Origin of the sequence: Wolbachia endosymbiont (group A) of Ischnus inquisitorius, from assembly GCF_964026985.1 — a bacterium.
GTDB lineage: Bacteria > Pseudomonadota > Alphaproteobacteria > Rickettsiales > Anaplasmataceae > Wolbachia > Wolbachia pipientis.
Window position 1 is genome coordinate 323502 of sequence record NZ_OZ034715.1, and the last position, 19501, is coordinate 343002.

A 19501-nucleotide genomic window follows, 5' to 3' on the forward strand; every position below is an offset into this window, starting at 1 on the left:
GTTTAATATGGGTAAAAATGTTTATAGGAAATCAGAGTAGCAATAAGGTAGAAAGAGCTATCAGCGAAATCAGGCGCGGTCGGCCAATTGTAATATATGATGAAAGTAATTACCTATTGTTTGCTGCTGCTGAGGCTTTAGAAAGAGATTTATTTAATCAATACAAGCTTACATCAAGTAATGTATATGTTACTTTAACTTCAAGTAAGGTAAAATACATATCTCAGAATAAAGAACATAACAGCAAACGTCTGTTGGTGAATAATTTTGATGAACTGCTCTATTTAATAAACTGTTCAAAGGAAGATTGCATAAAAGAGTTGCAATGCTCAAAGACAATAGATGAATGTGCTATTGCCTTGCTTAAGTTCTCAGAATTATTGCCATACGCGTTAGTGGCTGATATGACTTTTGAGAATAACCATGAAATGCGAAATTGGTGCGAGAAAAATGACGTTATTGCACTGGACACGTCATTCATAAATAATTTTCAAGAAAATCAGGATGTATATGAAGTGTGCAAAACATCATTATTTTTAAAACAGACTCAAGAAGTAAATATCATATCTTATAGAACCGAAAGTGGTGGAAGAGAACATCATGCAATTATCATTGGCAATCCAGATAAAGATGACGAACCATTAGTGAGAATTCATTCTTCGTGCTATACGGGTGACTTGTTAGATAGCTTGTCATGCGATTGCAGAAGTCAGTTACATCAAGCAATTCAAATGATAGCTGACTCTGGAAGTGGTATTATATTGTATTTGATGCAAGATGGAAGAGGCATTGGTTTAACTAATAAGTTAAGAGCGTACAGTATGCAAAGAGGACATAATCTTGATACTGTTGATGCAAATAGAATATTGGGTTTTGAAGATGATGAAAGGAGTTTTGCTGTTGCAGCTAAAATGCTTAAGAAATTGAACATTAACAAAATCCAATTACTTACAAACAATGATAGGAAATTGTCAGAATTGGAAAGTAGTGGTATAGGAGTTACAAAGTGTCTACCACTTATTGTGGAACGTAATAAATATAACGATTCATATATGGAGACAAAGTTTGGTAAATTAGGCCATATATTAAGAGTTTTTTAGCTTTTTTGCTGTAACTACTTTGTTAATTTGCTATGTTTATTAACATAAGTTAAGATTTTTAGGAATACTAAAATGCTAAGATTTTTTAAGCGAGAAAAAAATACTGAATCCTTAGATAAGGATATAAATTGGAATTCAAACCGCTACAGCACAGTTATTGCTCAAAGGAATATTCTACTTTTATTTGCATTAATATTATTAGCAACGATCTCTATCAGCATATTAGTCATATTTAAAATTAGCACAAGTAGCACTATTGAGCCATTTGTTATAGAAATTGACAAGAAATCAGGAATAGTGCAATTGGTTGATCCTGTCACAGTAAAACAGTATTCTGCAGATGAAGCGCTAAACGATTATTTTATTTCAGAGTATATAAAAGCAAGGGAGGTTTTTGATCCATATCATTATAATTATAACTATTATACAAAGGTGAGGTTGTTTTCCTCACCTAATGTGTATAATGAATTTAGAAATTATGTAGGATCGCAGAATATGGATGATCTTTTTAATTTATATTCAGATACCAAAAGTGAATTTAAAATTCGCTCAATTCAAAAGTTGGGTAACGATGCTCTTCAGGTGAGATTTTTTGTGGAATTTACACGGAAAGATGGAAGTTCTACGAGAAAAAATAAGATAGTTATTATGTCATATAGATATGCATCGCTTGAAATGGATGATCAGCAAAGATATATTAACCCATTAGGATTTCAAGTTATTTCATATAGAGTAGATGATGAATATGTATAGGATATTATTAGTTTTAGCTTTACTTGTAAGTGGCAATTTAAACGCATCCATTAATTATAATGAGCCTATTTCTATAGATAGTAGAATAAAGACTTTTGTGTATAGCCCTAATGAAGTATTTACGGTGGTTTTTAGTCAGGGTTACTATTCTTATATTGAATTTGCGGAAGGAGAAAAAGTTAAAAATATCGCTGTTGGTGATGCATCAAGTTGGAAAATTAATCCTTATGACAATAAATTGCTTATCATGCCATTTGAAGTTAGTAGTCGCACTAACATGATTATTACGACAACTAAAAAAAGAAATTACATTTTTGATTTAATCTCAAGGCCAAACTACGATAAATACCCGGATACTGATGCTAAGAAAGTAGATCACGATTATTCTGCTGAAAAGGATATATCTTACGTAGTACGTTTTTATTATCCTCAAGAAGAAGGTGAATTTGATGTTGATTTAGATGAGGTTTCTTTACCTACTCAAATGCAATATACTACAGACAAGCTAGAAAAAATAATACAAGAAAATGATACGAAGTACAATTATACATATATTGATGAAGGTGGTAATGCGGATATAGTTCCGATCGAGTTATTTGATGATGGTTATTTAACCTATTTAAAATTTAGAAATAATAATAAAATACCTCAGGTTTTTGTAGAAGGGGAGGATAAACCTTGTAAAAGGCTGTTATTTGATGATTATGTTATAATAAAAGGAGTACATAAAAAGCTATTTATGCGTTATGAAGATGGTGAAGTTGAAATTATAAATAGGTCACTTTAGCTGTGGTACATGCAATATGAATAAAGAAAGGCGTAACAATTCAGAAGATGAATCAGAAATAGAGAATAAGGTAGTAACAGTTGGCTCTAATCAAGGTCATAGGGCATTGATGGTCATTATTTTAGTGCTTCTGGCTGGTGGAGTGTATTATCTCTATTTTAGTCCTTCTCCTAAAGAGGGTTCAGAAGTTATTAAAAAAGAGGAAACAAAGCAAAACGTTCAAGAATTGAAAGGAAAGTTGGAACAAGTTCCAGATAATGTAATGGTTCCTGAAAGAATAATAACTGATCCCTTACCACCCTTACCTCCTCTTCCTACACCACTAATCATACCAGAAATAAAACAAATTAGAAAAGAAGAAGTGATGAAAAAAGAAGAAGAGAAACCAAAAGAAACTCCTGTGTCAAATATACCTATTTTGCCAAAGCAAAATTTTCCTTCTAGTAATGTTATGGGCAATTTACCTACCTCGTTTCCTACAATAGGGGGTGGCGGTTATCCTAGAGACAGACGTAGTGCACAGATGTTGACAATTTCAGGTGGTAGTGGAGAGAACAAGGCTGCTGATGCTATTTTATCCGACACTTCAGCACAATCGAGCAAAGCTACCAGAGTAGGAAAGCTTGGTTTAATGATTACTCAAGGTAAAATTATTGATGCTGTTCTTGAAACTGCAATAAACTCTGATCTGCAAGGAATGCTGCGTGCTATGGTGAGTAGAGATGTTTATGCAGAAACTGGTGATACAGTTTTAATACCTAAAGGCTCAAGATTGATAGGCAGTTATTCATTTGACTCGAATGTTGCTAAATCTCGTGTAAATATAAACTGGAATAGAGTGATTCTGCCACATGGAATAGATATTGCAATCTCATCACTTAGTACTGACGAGCTTGGTAGAGCAGGAATAGCAGGAATAGTTGATAACAAAATAGTAAGTGCGTTATTCTCTTCAGTGACACTTGCTGGTGTTTCGATTGGTTCTGCTGTTATAGGGCAAAAGGCTTCTAATCTTGTTGATACGCTGACTGTCAGAGATGCAGTAAAGTCTATCACTGCAACCGAAATAGATTTTTCTTCTCTCCAACTCATTATTGACCCAGAAAAGAAGATATCTAGTGACAAATGGAAATTAGGCCTTGGGGCTATCGGAAGAATTCGGAGTGCCAAAAGCAGACAAGATTTACTAAAAATAATGAAAGAGGAAATAGCAAAAGCACTAGGAATTGAAGAAGACAAGGTAAATATAAGCCTGGAAATTGTAAATCAACTGTTAGAACAAATTCAAAGAAAAAGCAAGTCTGTTTATGATGAAGCAATCGGGAAATCAATCGAGGATTTTTCTAAAGATATGCGGGATGTAGTGGGCAGATATACAGATAAAAAACCAACTATTTATGTTGATCAAGGCACTGCATTGAAAGTATTTGTTAACCAAGATATAGTATTTCCTCCACAGGCAATATTAAATCAATGAAATGAACTATGCTGCACTTGATACATATTTGGAGCCATTACAAGGCATATTTCAAGAAGAAGGCGTAAATGAAATATCAATAAATAAGCCAAAGGAAGTATGGATTGAAAATCGCGGTGAAATAAGGTGTGAAAAATTAGAAGTATTCGATCTTAACCATTTGAAATCTCTTGGCAGACTGATTGCTCAAGCTACAGAACAAAAACTTAGCGAAGAAGCGCCGTTACTTTCGGCAACATTACCAAATGGTTATCGTATACAGATAGTATTTCCGCCAGCATGTGAACCTGATAAAGTAGTCATGTCGATTCGTAAGCCTTCTAGCATGCAGTTAGCACTCGATGATTACGAAAAAATGGGGGCTTTTTCTGAAACTGTTACAGAAGCAACTGATAATCCAGTTGACCGTCATTTGGATTTATTGTTAAGGCAAAAAAAAATAAAAGAGTTTTTAGAATACGCTGTAATAAGTAAGAAAAATATTATAATTAGTGGTGGAACTTCCACTGGTAAGACTACTTTTACTAATGCTACTTTGCGTGCTATTCCAGCTGAGGAAAGAATTATTACTGTTGAGGATGCAAGGGAAATCGTTTTGAACGATCATCCCAATAAAGTCCATCTAATTGCCTCTAAAGGAGGGCAGGGCAGAGCAAAAGTAACCACTCAAGATTTGATAGAAGCGTGCTTACGTTTAAGGCCAGACAGAATAATAGTTGGTGAGCTCCGTGGAGCGGAAGCTTTTAGTTTTCTCAGGGCGATAAATACTGGTCACCCTGGATCAATATCAACCCTTCATGCAGATAGTCCAACAATGGCCCTTGAGCAAATAAAATTGATGGTTATGCAGGCAAATCTTGGCATTCCTCCAGACCAAATTATACCATACATTAGAAATGTGATTGATATTGTTATTCAGCTAAAAAGAACCGGTGGGGGCAAAAGAAGCATCTCTGAGATATTATTTACTAGATCTGCGAGCGAAAATGCTTAAATTTATACATAAGTTAAGGAAGAGTAGTTTATGAGTAATGGAAATCACCTACGTAATATTCTCATAGGAGGTGTAGTAGCTTTTAGCGTACTTGAGTTTTGCTTCTATCTATCTGGTATATTGTTTGTTCTGTTTGCTGATGGTCCGGATGCTGTGGATTTTAAGGCAATTAATCCTAGTTTGACGCCTTTCCCTCAAGCTCTTTGGCCAACGATTTTTGATCATATACAATATTGTTGGCATCATCCAGAGTTATATAGCCTTGAGCTCAAAATCACATTAATTATATCTTCTGCACTGCCTATCATTGTTTTAATGATTATCTTATGGAATTTAAGAGAAAGGATAATTGAGTGGCGACCATTTAAAAAGAAGGAATCACTTCATGGAGATTCGCAGTGGGCATCAGAGAAAGACATACGAAAAGCAGGATTAAGAAGCAAAAAGGGATTATTGCTTGGTAAAGATAAAAGAGGATACTTCATTTCTGATGGGTTTCAGCATGCATTGTTATTTGCACCTACAGGTTCTGGTAAGGGTGTTGGCTTTGTAATTCCTAATTTATTATTTTGGACTGACTCGGTAATTGTACACGACATAAAATTAGAAAACTATGAAATAACAAGTGGTTGGCGAGAACGACAAGGACAAAAAGTATACGTATGGAATCCAGCGCAGCCAGATGGAATAAGTCACTGTTACAATCCATTACAATGGATTAGTGAAAAACCTGGGCAGATGGTTGACGATGTGCAGAAAATAGCTAACCTAATCATGCCTGAACAAGAATTTTGGCAGAATGAAGCAAGAAGCTTATTTGTTGGAGTGGTATTATACTTACTTGCTGCACCAGAGAAAGTTAAATCTTTTGGTGAAGTTGTGCGTACGATGCGTAGTGATGACGTGGTTTATAATCTTGCTGTTGCTCTTGATACAATGGGTAAAATACTACACCCTGTAGCATATATGAATATTGCAGCTTTTTTACAAAAAGCTGATAAAGAAAGGTCAGGTGTTGTATCAACCATGAACTCATCACTTGAATTGTGGGCAAACCCATTGATTGATACTGCAACTGCGTCAAGTGATTTTAATATTCTAGATTTTAAAAAGAAGAAAATTACAGTTTATGTTGGTTTAACTCCTGACAACTTGACTAGGCTCAGGCCTTTAATGCAGGTTTTTTACCAACAGGCAACTGAGTTTTTATGTAGAAAATTGCCATCGGATGACGAGCCTTATGGCGTATTGTTTTTAATGGATGAGTTTCCTACACTTGGAAAAATGGAGCAATTTCAAACAGGTATTGCATATTTTCGTGGTTATCGAGTTAGGTTATTCTTAATTGTTCAAGATACTGAGCAGCTCAAAGGAATATACGAAGAAGCAGGGATGAACTCCTTTTTGTCAAACTCGACTTACAGAATAACTTTTGCAGCCAATAATATTGAAACAGCTAATTTAATATCGCAACTTATAGGAAACAAAACTGTACAACAAGAATCGTTGAATAAGCCTAAATTTTTAGATTTAAATCCTGCTTCAAGGTCATTACATATCTCTGAAATACAGAGAGCATTGCTATTGCCTCAAGAAGTTATTATGTTGCCACGTGACGATCAGATAATTTTAATAGAGTCGACTTACCCAATTAAATCAAAGAAAATTTTGTATTACAGTGATACCACCTTCACAAGAAGGCTGCTCAAACAAACTCGTGTGCCTACACAAGAACCATATGACCCAAACAAAGTTCTTTCTGCCGCTGCGAGCAAAGATAAGGTTAATAACGAGGGGAATAATGTTCTTGAGGGACCTAATTCAGTTGATTATCCTGCTGAAACTAAAACCGAAGATGCAGTATATGATGAATCAGATGAATTTGCAGACGAAGATATTGATGATGAAGATATCGACGATAAGTTTGAAGATGATGACGAGAAAGATGAGGATAGGAGCGATGATGGGTTTGATGACGAAGAAGAGGAGGATGAATTTGAAGATGAGGATAAATTAAAAAATGACGAGAAGTAAGGTTAACTTTGCCTATTTTTAGCTCAGAAAAGTGCAAGTTATGCAAATAATTAGGTTTTTCATATTAAGCCATTTTTAATTAATTAGTATTAGATTAGCTATTTTAACTAGGGGAGTAGTAATGATTAGTAAAAAAACATTAGCGGTTACAGCATTTGCTTTATTGTTGTCACAACAATCTTTTGCAAGTGAAACAGAAGGGTTTTACTTTGGTAGTGGGTATTACGGTCAATATTTAAATAACACAAGCGTACTAAAAACAAGCACTACAGGTATCAAAAATTTGTCTATAAATGACAGGGGTGCTCAGAACACAGAAGGTCAGTCACTAAGTGAGTATAAAGGAGATTATAATCCACCTTTTGCTGCAAATGTGGCATTTGGTTACACAGGGGAATTGGGTAACAACAGCTATAGGGCTGAATTGGAAGGGATGTATTCTTCTGTAAAAGTGGATAATATTGGTTTAACAAGTAGCCAAATAACTGTTTCATACCTAAAGGAGACTGGTGAGGATCCTGATAAAGAAACTTATCTCTATAGTGCTGCAGTTAGTCATGGCCAAATTGAGAACATATCTGTAATGGCAAATGTTTATCATCATTGGAAAAGTGACCGTTTCTCTTTTTCTCCTTACGTTGGTATTGGGATCGGTGCAACAAGAATGACGATGTTTGAAAAACCGTCAATAAGACCCGCAGGTCAATTAAAAGCTGGCTTTGACTATCGCATAAACGAAGATGTAAATATGCATATCGGATATAGAGGTTTTGGTGCTATTGGTAGCGATATTAAGCTTACAGCAAAAAGGTTAGGACAAGTGGTAGACGACCCTAATAATGATAAAAAAAAGAAGCTTGATCCTAGCTCAGGTAGCAAAGTAACTGAGGAAATAAATATAGATAATCAACTATTTCACACACACGGTATAGAGGCTGGTCTTACTTTCCATTTTGCCAGCAAAGCTTAAACATGTTGCCCTTTAAAAAATGCATAAAACCGTTCCTGTCATCCTATGGCTTGACCATAGGATCTAGTTAGATGTATGGTCCCAGAGAGTGATGGTATACTATCATCATCATTTAAGGAGTCATTATGGGACAGATATTACATGGGTGCGCCAAAACAACACAGACGATTCGTAGAGCAATACAAAATAGAAAAGAGAGCATAGCAAAACTCTCCAAGCATTATAACCTTAATCCAAAAACTATTATTAAGTGGAGAAAACGTTCATTTACGAAAGATGCTGATATGGGTCCAAAGCATCCAAGATCAACTGTTTTAACGCTAGAAGAGGAAGCTATAATAGTTACATTTCGCAAGTATACACTACTGCCACTAGATGATTGCCTTTACGCTCTGCAGTCTACAATTCCGCATTTGACTCGCTCTAGCTTGCATCGTTGTTTACAAAGACACAACATTAGCAGATTACCAACTGTTGATGGAGAAGTTAAGTCAAAAAAGAAATTCAAACAATATCCTATCGGTTACTTTCATATTGATATTGCTGAAGTTAGAACTGAGGAGGGCAAATTACATTTGTTTGTTGCTATTGATAGGACATCCAAATTTACCTATGTTGAGTTGTGTAACAGTGCTACAAAACCCATAGCTGCTGAGTTCTTACGTAATTTGATTAGAATTTTACCGTATAAAATCCATACTATTTTGACAGATAACGGTATACAATTTACAAACCAGAAGCGTCATAAGTATGCTTTCCAACATATATTTGATAGAGTTTGCGAAGAGAATGTTATTGAACATCGTTTGACAAAAGTTAGCCATCCTTGGACGAATGGGCAAGTCGAGCGTATGAATAAAACTTTAAAGGATGCTACAGTTAAGAAGTATTACTATCAATCGCACCAGCAACTTAAAGAACACCTTTATAACTTTGTTATGGCTTATAATTATGCAAAGAGACTCAAAACTCTTAAGGGTCTTACTCCTTATGAATTTATATGTTATCAGTGGACACAGTCTCCAGAATTATTTATACTAAATCCACACCATCACACTCTGGGACCATACAGTTAGAGGTTGTCCGGAAACAAGTAAAAGGCTATAATATCTGAAATTTTAGTACGGGGTAAAGATGAGAAAAAAGTATCCAACAGATCTAAGCGAAAGGGAATGGGCAAGAATAGAAAAACACTTCAGAGTATCATACAAGAAAGGAGGAAGGCCGCAAAAGTATAGCAAAAAAGAAATATTAGAAGCAATTTTCTATGTATTGCGTACAGGGTGTCAATGGCGGTATTTACCAAATGATTTTCCGCTATGGAAGACTGTGTATGAGCAGTTCAGGCAATGGAAGAAGCAGGGAATTTTTGAGAAAATGAATTATGAAATTACAAAATATAGTAGAAGAAAAATAGGAAGGAATGAGCAGCCGAGTGCCTGTATAGTAGATAGTCAATCTGTAAAGACTACAGAAAAGGGGGGATCAAAGGCTATGATGGAAGTAAAAAAGTAAAGGGTAGAAAAAGGCATATAATTACAGACACTCAGGGTTTTATACTAGGTTGTTACGTAGGCGCTGCTAACGAAAATGATAGAGATGGTATTAAAATAGCATTAAACAATATGAGAACAAAATATACTAAAGTTAAAAAAATGTGGGCTGACATGGGATACCAAGGAAGAAATTTAAAGAATCACATAAAGGAAGAATATGACATAGATATTGAAATTGTTAAAAGGCCTCCATGTAGATTTTGGGCGCACAAAGATACGCCACCTGAGCTACTACCAACAAGAGAACAAGGGTTTAAAGTACAGCCAAGAAGATGGGTTGTAGAAAGGACTTTTGCTTGGGTTAATAGGAATAGAAGGCTATCGAAGGAGTATGATTTACTCACAACATCCACTGAGAATTTCATATACCTAGCTATGAGTAGGGTTATGTTAAAGAGGGAATATGCTTGAATTTACTAGTTTCCCGACAACCTCTAAATATAGATCCAAGTAGTCACGCTACTTGGATGACGAGGTAGAGGGTACTGGAATGACATAGGATAATATGGGATGAAGGAGATAATACAAGAAAACATTAGCTATGTTTTTTGCATAACAATGCATCTCTTCATTCCCGCTAAGTCGTATACATATTCCTGAAAAGCTAATTCGTATGAGGGGATTATTTTGTCAATATTGCTTTGATCTTCACCTATCTCCAATATCGCAAACCCATTTTTTTTAAGGCACCTCCTTAATATTGGAAAAATGCTCAAGTAACAGCTCAAACCATCAATACCACCATCAAGGGCAATTCTTGGTTCCTTTTGCACTTCAGCTTGCAAGTCTTTCAATTTGCTTCTTTTAATATATGGAGGATTACTGATTATAAGATCGAATGAACCTCTGCACTCTGTCCACGAACTTGGAAATATTTTGGCTCTGCTGAGAAGATCATGTTTTTTTGTGTTCTGATAGGCAACTTTATATGCTTCCAAGCTTTTTTCAAAACCGACGCCAACAGCATATTCATACTCACTAAGTGCGGATATCAATAAACAACCTGTGCCTGTACCAAAATCTGCAATTTTTAGTTTCTGTTTTTTGTTTGGGTAATATTTTAACACTGCTAGGATTATTGTTTCACTATCTGGCCTTGGATCTAAAACATGCTGGTTAACTATAAAATTTTTACTCCAGAATTCACGATTACCTATTATTTGCGATATTGGATATCTTTCCGCTCTTTTTTTTGTTAATTTCCAAAATAAAAGTTCTTTCTCCATCGGCACTTGATCAGCATGGTTCACAATTATAAATGATCTTTCCACTCCAAGTACGTGCTGCATGATGATTTCACAATCTAAATGTTGTGATTCAACTTTATGTGACGATAATAACTCCGATCCTTCTTGAATTAAAGTGCTGATTGTTTTCATTATTCTAAAAATATGTTTCTTTCAGCCAAAAATAGCAAGATGAGCTTCCAGTTTAGGGTAGCTGCACTAAATCCCAGTGTCAAGCACGCAGCTGTACGAACATTGCAATTTGCAGATCCAAGTAGCTTGACTACTTGGATCCAGCTAAGTTGGTGAGCATAAAAGTATAGCTAATGCGAGCTTTACGTCATACCGTCACGGTATCTCTAGATTCCGCTAACACGTAGCGGGACGACGAGGTCAGGGTGTCATCCTAGTACCTTCTCCTGTCATCCCAGTGCCCTGACTACTTGGATCCAGGAAAAAGAATGGTGTCATCCAAGTAGCCTCCCTCCCCTGTCATCCCAGTGCCCAGACACTGGGATCCAGAAAAGTTTGCTTGTAAGCAAGCAAACTAGCACAGAAAGTGGTTACAACATTTTCGATGAGATTATATGGAAAACTGGATTCCAGTGTCAAGCACTGGAATGACACCTTCCTGCCCAGTTCATGTTGCCATAAATATTAAGAAATTTACCAAGCAAAAAAAAGGCAAAAGAAGCCCTAGTCATTGTCTATTTTCAGTATTGGCGTTTTTTAAGTCTTAAACACTGCAATTTAGCTGCTTTTAAATGCAACTCACCTTAGTTTAAATGTTTAAGAAATTTACTAAGCAAAAAAAAGGCAAAAGATATCCCGTATTAGCTAGTTGTCACTCTCTAATCCTGCAAATTGGCGTACTATACTGTCTTAAACGCTTTATAAGCGCGTTTCAGCTTATATAGGTAAAAACCCAGAAATGTTGTGAAGAAGTAAAGTGCGCATAGTGCAAAAAATTAAAAATAAGACGCCAATCACGTAATACTGTTGTCATTTAATCTGCACAGATTGAAGATAAATGAATACCTTCAGTACCATGATAATGGGGCTGGCGAAGGGTGTCAAGTAAGTTTTTTCGTTTCTACTGAATGACAGTTGTGGCTTGGGAGGTAGTGCAAGAAGTCTACTGATGGCTTTCAAGGCAGTTGAGCTTAATTATTAGAGTAGTAATGTTTATTTTTATATTGACTATTGAGGTTTATTATTTTATAACTAAAAACTTAGTTATTTTAATGAGCTTGAGTTTATAACATATGCCTACGATAAATCAATTAATACGTAAGGGTAGATTAGGATTGACCCATAAGAAAAAGGTACCAGCTTTGGGAGAAAGCAACCCTCAAAGGAGAGGTGTTTGCACTAAGGTGTATACTACAACTCCTAGAAAGCCTAACTCAGCACTCCGTAAAGTAGCCAGAGTAAAAATTAGTGGGTATGGTGAAGTGACGGCTTATATACCTGGTGAAGGTCATAATTTACAAGAACACTCTGTTGTTTTGATACGTGGTGGGCGGGTTAAAGATTTGCCAGGTGTGCGTTATCACATAATAAGAGGTGCTCTTGATCTGCGTGGTGTGCAAAATCGAAAGAAAGCTCGTTCAAAATATGGTGTAAAGAAATCTGGTTAAAGTTTATGGCTCGTCGGAATAAAGCAAAAAAAAGAGAAATAAGTCCTGATTCGCGTTACGGCAGTGTTTTGCTGATGCGTTTCATTAATACAATCATGAAATGTGGTAAAAAATCTACTGCAGAAAAGATTATCTATGACGCTTTGTCTTTAGCTGAAAAGAAAATAGGCGAAGGTGGGTTATCAATTTTTGAGACAGCAGTAGGAAATGTTACTCCTTCTATAGAAGTGCGTTCTCGACGCATTGGTGGTGCAACTTATCAAGTACCTGTTGAAGTTCGACAAGATAGAGCGGTTTCTTTAGCGTTAAGGTGGATTGCTAAAGCAACTTCTGCTGCTCGAAAAAAGAGTGGAAAAACCACTGTTGATTGTTTGCAATCTGAAATACTGGATGCTTATAATAAACGCGGTGGTGCGTTTAAGATGTGCGAAGAAAAATATAAAATGGCTGAAGCTAATAAGGCATTTTCTCATCTTCGTTTTTAATGTTAGCTAATTAATTGTGATATGGAAATTCGAATATCTAAATACAGAAATATAGGGATAATGGCTCACATAGATGCTGGTAAGACTACCACAACAGAGCGTATTTTATTTTATACTGGTAAGCAAAATAGAATTGGTGAAGTGCACGATGGTGCAGCTTCTATGGATTGGATGGAGCAGGAAAAAGAGCGTGGTATTACAATCACATCTGCTGCAACAACATGTTTTTGGAATGATCATAGGGTCAATATAATAGACACTCCTGGTCACGTTGATTTCACTATTGAAGTTGAGAGATCTTTAAGGGTTTTGGATGGTGCAGTTGCTGTATTTGATGGAGTTGCTGGAGTTGAACCTCAATCTGAGACAGTGTGGCGTCAAGCTGATAAATATAGCGTTCCTCGTATCTGCTTTGTTAATAAGATGGATAGAATAGGGGCAAATTTTTATCGATGTGTTGATATGATAAAGACGAAGCTTGGTGCAGCACCTTTAGTTATTCATTTACCAATAGGGAGTGAGAAAGATTTCAAAGGTATAATTGACCTTATTTCTATGAAAGCCATTATATGGCAAGAAGAAACGTTGGGCGCTAAATTTTCTTATGAAGATATTCCTTCTGATTTGCTTGATAAGGCTCAAGAATATCGAAATCTTTTATTAGATGCTGCAGCTGAGATGGATGATGAAGCGATGAATACTTACTTTGAGTCTAATGATCTGCCAGTGGATTTACTGAAAAAATGCGTGAGAAATGGGACCATTAAAGGAAAATTTGTTCCTGTGTTATGTGGATCAGCTTTTAAAAATAAAGGCGTACAACCACTTTTAGATGGTGTGGTTGACTTTTTACCTTCTCCTATTGATGTTGATGTAATTGTTGGAATTGATCCTAAAGATTCAGAAAAGAAAATTGAGGTCAAACCTTCAGAAAAAGAGAAATTTGTTGCTCTTGCATTTAAAGTGATGACGGATAAATTTGTAGGCAGCTTGACGTTTATCCGTATTTATTCTGGTAAATTAAAGTCTAAATCTACCGTTTCAAATGCGTTAAAAAACGAAACTGAAGGGATTGGCAGAATGTTACTTATGCATGCAAATAACCGAGAAGATATAACTGAGGCTAGGGCTGGAGATATAGTTGCTTTAGTTGGGCTAAAGAAAACAACCACCGGAGATACTTTATGTTCTGTTGATTTTCCTATATTATTGGAGCGTATGGAATTTCCTGAGCCTGTTATTGAAATTGCTGTGGAACCTAAAACCACTTCAGATCAGGAAAAATTAGGTATTGCTCTAAATAGGTTGGTTGCAGAAGATCCTTCTTTGAGAATGTCAGTAAATGCGGAAAGTGGCCAGACTATATTGAAAGGCATGGGTGAGCTCCATCTTGAGATTATTGTTGATAGAATGAAGCGCGAATTTAACGTTGAGGCTAACGTCGGTGCTCCTCAGGTTGCATATCGTGAAACTATCACTAAATCTGTTGAAATTGATTACACTCATAAAAAACAATCTGGTGGAGCTGGTCAGTTTGCTAAGGTTAAAATAAAATTTGAACCTCTTGAGCCTGGTTCTGGGTTTCAATTTGAAAGTAAAATTGTAGGTGGTGCTATTCCAAAAGAGTATATTCCTGGGGTAGAAAATGGCTTGGAGTTGATAAAAGAAGGTGGTATAATTTCGGGATTTCCGTTGATTGATTTTAAGGCTACCCTTCTTGATGGTGCTTTTCATGAGGTTGATTCTAGTCCTTTAGCTTTTGAACTTGCTGCTAAAGGTGCTTTTAAAGAGATGGCAAATAAAGCTGGTCCAAAAATGCTGGAGCCTATAATGAAAGTTGAAATCATTACTCCTGAAGAATATATGGGTGATGTTATGGGTGATATAAATAGTAGAAGAGGAAATGTTGCTGATATGCTCGATTTAGGTAATAATAGTAAAATAATTACTGCTTCGGTACCTCTTGCAAATATGTTTGGTTATATCAACGTTTTGCGTTCTATGTCTCAGGGAAGGGCGCAGTATAGTATGCATTTTTCTTGTTATGAGCAAGTGCCACAATATGTGGTTGATGAGTTAAAGTTAGAGTATAATTAAGGGTAATAATTATGACAGCAGTAGTGGAAGCATTTGGAAAGCCGCATGTAAATGTGGGAACAATAGGACATGTGGATCATGGGAAGACGACGTTAACAGCGGCGATAACGAAGCATTATGGAAATTTTGTAGCGTACGATCAGATAGATAAAGCGCCAGAAGAAAGGAAGAGGGGGATAACGATAGCAACAGCGCATGTTGAGTATCAGACGGAAAAAAGGCATTATGCACACGTTGATTGTCCTGGACACGCTGACTATGTAAAGAACATGATAGTAGGTGCAGCACAGATGGATGCGGCGATATTGGTAGTGTCGGGGGTTGATGGGCCAATGCCACAAACGAGAGAGCATATATTGCTGGCGAAGCAGGTAGGTGTTGGATATATCGTGGTGTATATAAATAAAGCTGATGTTGCTGATGCTGATATGATAGATTTAGTAGAAATGGAAGTGAGGGAATTACTGAGTAAATACGGATTTCCAGGGGATGAAGTGCCTGTGGTGGTTGGTTCAGCGCTCAAGGCGCTGGAGGATGACAGCAGCGAATATGGAAAGAAATCAATAGATAAATTGATGGAAAAGTTAGATGAATATGTAGCGGTTCCACCAAGGCCTGTGGATTTACCATTTTTATTGCCAATCGAAGATGTATTTTCGATATCGGGGCGAGGAACAGTGGTAACAGGAAGAATAGAGAAGGGAGAGATAAAGACGGGAGAAGAGATAGAGATAATAGGTCTGAAAGCGACGCAAAAGACGATATGCACAGGTGTTGAGATGTTTAAGAAGTTGCTGGATAAGGGAAGTGCAGGACTCAATGTAGGAATATTGTTAAGAGGAACAAAAAGAGAAGAAGTGGAGAGAGGGCAAGTATTAGCGAAACCGGGGACGATAACACCGCATAGAAAGTTTAAGGCGGAGGTTTATATATTAAAGAAAGAGGAAGGAGGAAGGCATACACCATTTTTTGCGAATTACCAGCCACAGTTTTATTTAAGGACAACGGATGTAACTGGGAGCATAAAATTGCTAGATGGGAAGGAGATGGTAATGCCAGGAGATAATGTGAGTGTAGAAGTAGAATTGCAAGTACCGATAGCAATGGATAAGGGATTGCGTTTTGCGATAAGAGAAGGCGGTAGAACTGTTGGTTCTGGTGTTGTTTCTGAAATTTTGGAGTGAGAGTTTGAGTTATAGGAGTGTAGCTCAATTGGTAGAGCGCTGGTCTCCAAAACCAGAGGTTGTAGGTTCAATTCCTATCGCTCCTGCATTAATGTTGTGGTGGAAATGTTAAAAAGTTTGTGTGGTTTTTTCTGTGATATAAAGCAAGAAATACGAAGAATTGCTTGGGTAAAGAAACAGGAGGTGTTGTCATCTCTATTTGTTGTAATGATTGTTATATTATGCTTTTCGATTTTCTTCTGTTTTGTGGATTTTATGTCTCTTTACGTAATTAAGGCTTTATTTGGAATTATTTATGGAATGTGAATATAAATGGTATATCATTAAAGTTGATTATGGATATGAGCAAAACATACGCGAATTGGTAAGTAATGCTGTTTATTTTAAGGAAGTGTTTATTCCTTATCAAACGGTATGTAATTCAAAGTCTGATATAAAAGAATTATGTGAAGTGTATGTATATATGCATCTGTGTGATGAAAGCAAAAATATTTTGAATCAAACGCCTGGATTCTGCAGTGGCGAATCTGGTGATTTTGAGATGATTTCAGATGATGAGATAAGTTTAAAGTGTAAAGAATTTAATAGATATAAATGGTATATCTTGAGAGTTGCTTCCAATTGTGAAGAGAAAGTGCGCCAACATATATTGGAAAATTCTATGAGATTGGGTGTTAATGATTACTTTAAGGAAGTTTTTATTCCATATGAAGAGCTAAGTGAAGTAGAGTTGAAATCTAAGAAAATTGCTACACGAAGGAAATGCTTTCCTGGTTATGTCTTTTTATACGTGAATTTATGCGATGAAGTATTGAATTTTATCAATAATATACCAAAATCTCTTAAGGTTTATGGATTTTTGAAAAACGGTAATATTCCAAAGGTGATTTTGGATGATGAGATTCACTCAATGTGTAATGCACTTTATAATGCTCAAGAGACAAAGAAGTTAGGTTATGGTTATGAAAAAGGTGAAAAAGTGAAAATTAATGATGGTCTTTTTCAAAATTTTACTGGTAAGGTAAATATGGTAAACGATGAGAAAAAAATTATTAATGTGGAAGTATCGATTTTAGGTAAGCCGACAATAATAGAGCTTGATCTGGCTCAAGTAGAGAAAATAGAGGATTAATTATGAGTGTTATAGTTGCTAAGATTAACTTACTTATGGAAGCTGGGAAAGCAGTTCCAGGACCGAAAATTGCTTCAGTACTTGGTCCACGTGGTATACCTGTTCCTAAGTTTTGTGAAGCTTTTAATAAAGTTACTAGTGCTGCTAACGCTAATTATAAAGTAGGCGATTTAGTAACAGTGCGAATTTCCATAAAGGATGATCGCTCTCATGATTTTACTGTCAGCGGTCCGCCTGTGGCTTATTTACTTAAGCAGGAGGCTAAATTAAGTAAAAGTTCTGGTAATCCTGGTAAAGAATTAGTGGCTAAATTACCTATGTCTGCTATAATTAAAGTAGCAAAGTGCAAGATGGTTGATATGAAAGTGGATAATGAAGATTCAGCAGTGAAAATGGTTGTAGGCACTGCAAAATCTATGGGTATAGAAGTTGTGGAAGGTTAGGTAAATGAATACATATAATGATAATCCTAAGCAGTGTTTGAAGAAGATTGTTGAGTCTGCTTCAGCAAAATTTAATGAATCAGTTGATATTGCGGTCAATTTAGGCGTAGATTCACGTAAATCTGAAGAGCAGGTGCGTGGTACAGTAGTTTTGCCTAAAGGTATCGGGAAGAATATTAAAGTAGCTGTTTTCGCTCAAGATAAACATTTATTAGAAGCTGAAAAAGCTGGTGCTGATATTGCAGGAGGAGAGGATTTAGTTGAAGAAATAAAAAAAGGTAGAAAGTTAGATGTTGATTGGTGCATTACTACTCCTGATTTTATGGCAAAAATCACTCCTATTGCAAAAGTATTGGGTGCTAAAGGGCTGATGCCTAACCCTAAATTTGGTACTGTGACTTCTAACATTGCAGAAGCTATTAAAACCATTAAGTCTGGTCAGGTAAAATTTAGAACAGATAAAAATGGTGTTATTCATGGTAAATTAGGAAATATTAAATTTGATATTGATGACTTGCTAGAAAATTTAAAAGCCTTTCTTAAAGTAATTAAAGATAATAAACCTATTTCTGCGAAAGGAATTTACTTTAAGGGTGTTTTTTTAAATTCAACTATGGGTAAAGCTTATAAGATAGGCAAAGTGGAAGATATAATTTAAGGGAGTGATACCGTGAAGCGTAAAGATAAGGATGAATTTATACAGAGCACAATAAACGTATTTGTAAATAATGATTTCTTGATATTAGTAAATTTTAAATCTATAAATGCTAATGATTCATTAACTCTGAGGAATAGTCTGAAGTCTATAGCAGGTGGGGTATTAGTAGTTAAAAACACTCTAGCGCGCTTGGCTTTGGAAAGGACTGGTAAATTCTCTTATTTATCAGGCAAATTTTCCGGTCCTGTTGCTATTATATACTCTAGTGGCATAGTAGAAGCTGCAAAATTAATAGTTGATTTTACTAATGCTAACAAAGAAAAAATGTCTGTGATTTGCGCAGCTCATTTAAATGAATTGTTAACAGTGGAAGATGTTAATAAACTGGCTAAGTTGCCTTCTCTGGATGAATTGCGTGTTAAAATTATGCGTTTAATATCTTATGATATTCCTGCTCGGTTAGCGTTGTCTATTAATTCATCTTCTATGAGGCTTATGAGAGTTTTGGATTATTATAGTTCTAAAAAATAAATTTGTTGTTAAGTAAGGTGGTAATTATGAGTAATGTAACAAGTGATTTGGTTGATAAAATATTATCTTTAAACCTATTAGAGGCTTCTGAACTTGTAAAAGTTTTAGAAGAGAAAATAGGGTTGCCTGCTGGTTCTTTTCTTGGTGGAGCTGTTGGTGCTGGGGCGCCTATTGGTGATAATGCTGCTGCTCCTGCTGCTCAAGAAAAAGCTGAGTATAAAGTTGTGATTAAAGAAATTGATGCGAGTAAAAAAATAGGAGTTATTAAAGCTGTGAGAGAGGTTAATTCTACATTGGGTTTAAAAGAAGCAAAAGAGTTGGTTGAATCTTTACCTAAAGATTTGACTGCTAATGTTCCTAAAGACGAAGCAGAAAAAATCAAGCAAAAACTTATTGAAGCAGGAGCAACTAAAGTGGAGCTTGAATAATATTTA

The 19501-nt window shown here is 35.8% G+C and carries 20 protein-coding genes, 1 tRNA gene and 1 pseudogene; 21 read left to right on the forward strand and 1 reads right to left on the reverse strand.

Annotation, left to right across the window (positions count from 1 at the left end; genetic code table 11):
* Positions 1-17: 17 nt before the first annotated feature.
* The 9 genes and pseudogenes from AAGD90_RS01710 (at position 18) to AAGD90_RS01750 (ending at position 10082) form a co-directional block, all read left to right on the forward strand.
* On the forward strand, positions 18-1100 hold the full coding sequence (locus tag AAGD90_RS01710; protein ID WP_341822021.1) for a GTP cyclohydrolase II: 1083 nt from the start codon (positions 18-20) through the stop codon (positions 1098-1100).
* Between the two features lie 72 nt (positions 1101-1172).
* Entirely contained in the window at positions 1173-1853 is a 681-nt protein-coding gene (locus AAGD90_RS01715; RefSeq protein WP_151807683.1) for a virB8 family protein, read from the forward strand.
* A complete protein-coding gene (gene virB9, locus AAGD90_RS01720) occupies positions 1840-2640 on the forward strand; it encodes a P-type conjugative transfer protein VirB9 (protein WP_174515708.1) in 801 nt (266 codons plus the stop codon). Before AAGD90_RS01715 ends, virB9 begins: the two co-directional genes overlap by 14 nt.
* Before the next feature lie 16 nt (positions 2641-2656).
* Positions 2657-4117 carry a TrbI/VirB10 family protein gene (locus AAGD90_RS01725; protein ID WP_341822022.1) on the forward strand — a complete coding sequence of 487 codons (1461 nt, stop codon included), beginning with the start codon at positions 2657-2659 and terminating at the stop codon, positions 4115-4117.
* Between the two features lies 1 nt (position 4118).
* On the forward strand, positions 4119-5111 hold the full coding sequence (virB11, locus tag AAGD90_RS01730) for a P-type DNA transfer ATPase VirB11 (protein ID WP_065094644.1): 993 nt from the start codon (positions 4119-4121) through the stop codon (positions 5109-5111).
* Positions 5112-5141: 30 nt separating this feature from the next.
* The gene (locus AAGD90_RS01735) at positions 5142-7145 is read left to right on the forward strand and encodes a type IV secretory system conjugative DNA transfer family protein (protein ID WP_341822023.1); all 2004 of its coding nucleotides are present in this window, start codon (positions 5142-5144) and stop codon (positions 7143-7145) included.
* 121 nt (positions 7146-7266) lie between these two features.
* A complete protein-coding gene (locus AAGD90_RS01740; protein ID WP_341822024.1) occupies positions 7267-8115 on the forward strand; it encodes a P44/Msp2 family outer membrane protein in 849 nt (282 codons plus the stop codon).
* Between the two features lie 125 nt (positions 8116-8240).
* Positions 8241-9191 carry an IS481 family transposase gene (locus tag AAGD90_RS01745; RefSeq protein ID WP_341821639.1) on the forward strand — a complete coding sequence of 317 codons (951 nt, stop codon included), beginning with the start codon at positions 8241-8243 and terminating at the stop codon, positions 9189-9191.
* Between the two features lie 58 nt (positions 9192-9249).
* Positions 9250-10082, forward strand: a pseudogene (locus AAGD90_RS01750) (IS5 family transposase).
* A 128-nt stretch (positions 10083-10210) separates the two neighbouring features.
* Here AAGD90_RS01750 and prmC read toward each other — a convergent pair.
* Positions 10211-11050, reverse strand: a complete 840-nt coding sequence (gene prmC / locus AAGD90_RS01755) for a peptide chain release factor N(5)-glutamine methyltransferase (RefSeq protein ID WP_341822025.1) — start codon at positions 11048-11050, stop codon at positions 10211-10213.
* Positions 11051-11484: 434 nt separating this feature from the next.
* Between prmC and AAGD90_RS01760 the strand changes: the two genes are divergently transcribed.
* The 12 genes from AAGD90_RS01760 to rplL all read left to right on the forward strand — a co-directional run bounded on the left by AAGD90_RS01760 (position 11485) and on the right by rplL (position 19495).
* The gene (locus AAGD90_RS01760; protein WP_007549315.1) at positions 11485-11637 is read left to right on the forward strand and encodes a hypothetical protein; all 153 of its coding nucleotides are present in this window, start codon (positions 11485-11487) and stop codon (positions 11635-11637) included.
* Positions 11638-12162: 525 nt separating this feature from the next.
* Entirely contained in the window at positions 12163-12537 is a 375-nt protein-coding gene (gene rpsL, locus AAGD90_RS01765; RefSeq protein WP_006279787.1) for a 30S ribosomal protein S12, read from the forward strand.
* 5 nt (positions 12538-12542) lie between these two features.
* Positions 12543-13022, forward strand: a complete 480-nt coding sequence (gene rpsG / locus AAGD90_RS01770; protein ID WP_007549313.1) for a 30S ribosomal protein S7 — start codon at positions 12543-12545, stop codon at positions 13020-13022.
* Positions 13023-13043: 21 nt separating this feature from the next.
* Positions 13044-15119 carry an elongation factor G gene (gene fusA / locus AAGD90_RS01775; protein ID WP_341810791.1) on the forward strand — a complete coding sequence of 692 codons (2076 nt, stop codon included), beginning with the start codon at positions 13044-13046 and terminating at the stop codon, positions 15117-15119.
* 11 nt (positions 15120-15130) lie between these two features.
* Positions 15131-16303: an elongation factor Tu gene (tuf, locus tag AAGD90_RS01780; protein WP_010962309.1), complete on the forward strand. Its 1173-nt coding sequence runs from the start codon at positions 15131-15133 to the stop codon at positions 16301-16303.
* Between the two features lie 13 nt (positions 16304-16316).
* Positions 16317-16389, forward strand: a tRNA-Trp gene (locus tag AAGD90_RS01785).
* A gap of 19 nt (positions 16390-16408) precedes the next feature.
* A complete protein-coding gene (gene secE / locus AAGD90_RS01790; RefSeq protein WP_022626186.1) occupies positions 16409-16609 on the forward strand; it encodes a preprotein translocase subunit SecE in 201 nt (66 codons plus the stop codon).
* Positions 16599-17435 (forward strand): transcription termination/antitermination protein NusG, encoded by an 837-nt coding sequence (nusG, locus tag AAGD90_RS01795; RefSeq protein WP_070356705.1) that lies wholly within the window; start codon positions 16599-16601, stop codon positions 17433-17435. Before secE ends, nusG begins: the two co-directional genes overlap by 11 nt.
* A gap of 2 nt (positions 17436-17437) precedes the next feature.
* Positions 17438-17878, forward strand: coding sequence for a 50S ribosomal protein L11 (locus tag AAGD90_RS01800; protein WP_006279541.1), 441 nt, complete (start codon positions 17438-17440; stop codon positions 17876-17878).
* A 4-nt stretch (positions 17879-17882) separates the two neighbouring features.
* Positions 17883-18536 (forward strand): 50S ribosomal protein L1, encoded by a 654-nt coding sequence (rplA, locus tag AAGD90_RS01805; RefSeq protein ID WP_065094732.1) that lies wholly within the window; start codon positions 17883-17885, stop codon positions 18534-18536.
* A 12-nt stretch (positions 18537-18548) separates the two neighbouring features.
* The gene (gene rplJ, locus AAGD90_RS01810; protein WP_006279539.1) at positions 18549-19067 is read left to right on the forward strand and encodes a 50S ribosomal protein L10; all 519 of its coding nucleotides are present in this window, start codon (positions 18549-18551) and stop codon (positions 19065-19067) included.
* Positions 19068-19093: 26 nt separating this feature from the next.
* Complete coding sequence (gene rplL, locus AAGD90_RS01815; protein WP_007551887.1) at positions 19094-19495, forward strand: 50S ribosomal protein L7/L12; 402 nt, start codon at positions 19094-19096, stop codon at positions 19493-19495.
* Positions 19496-19501: the final 6 nt, after the last annotated feature.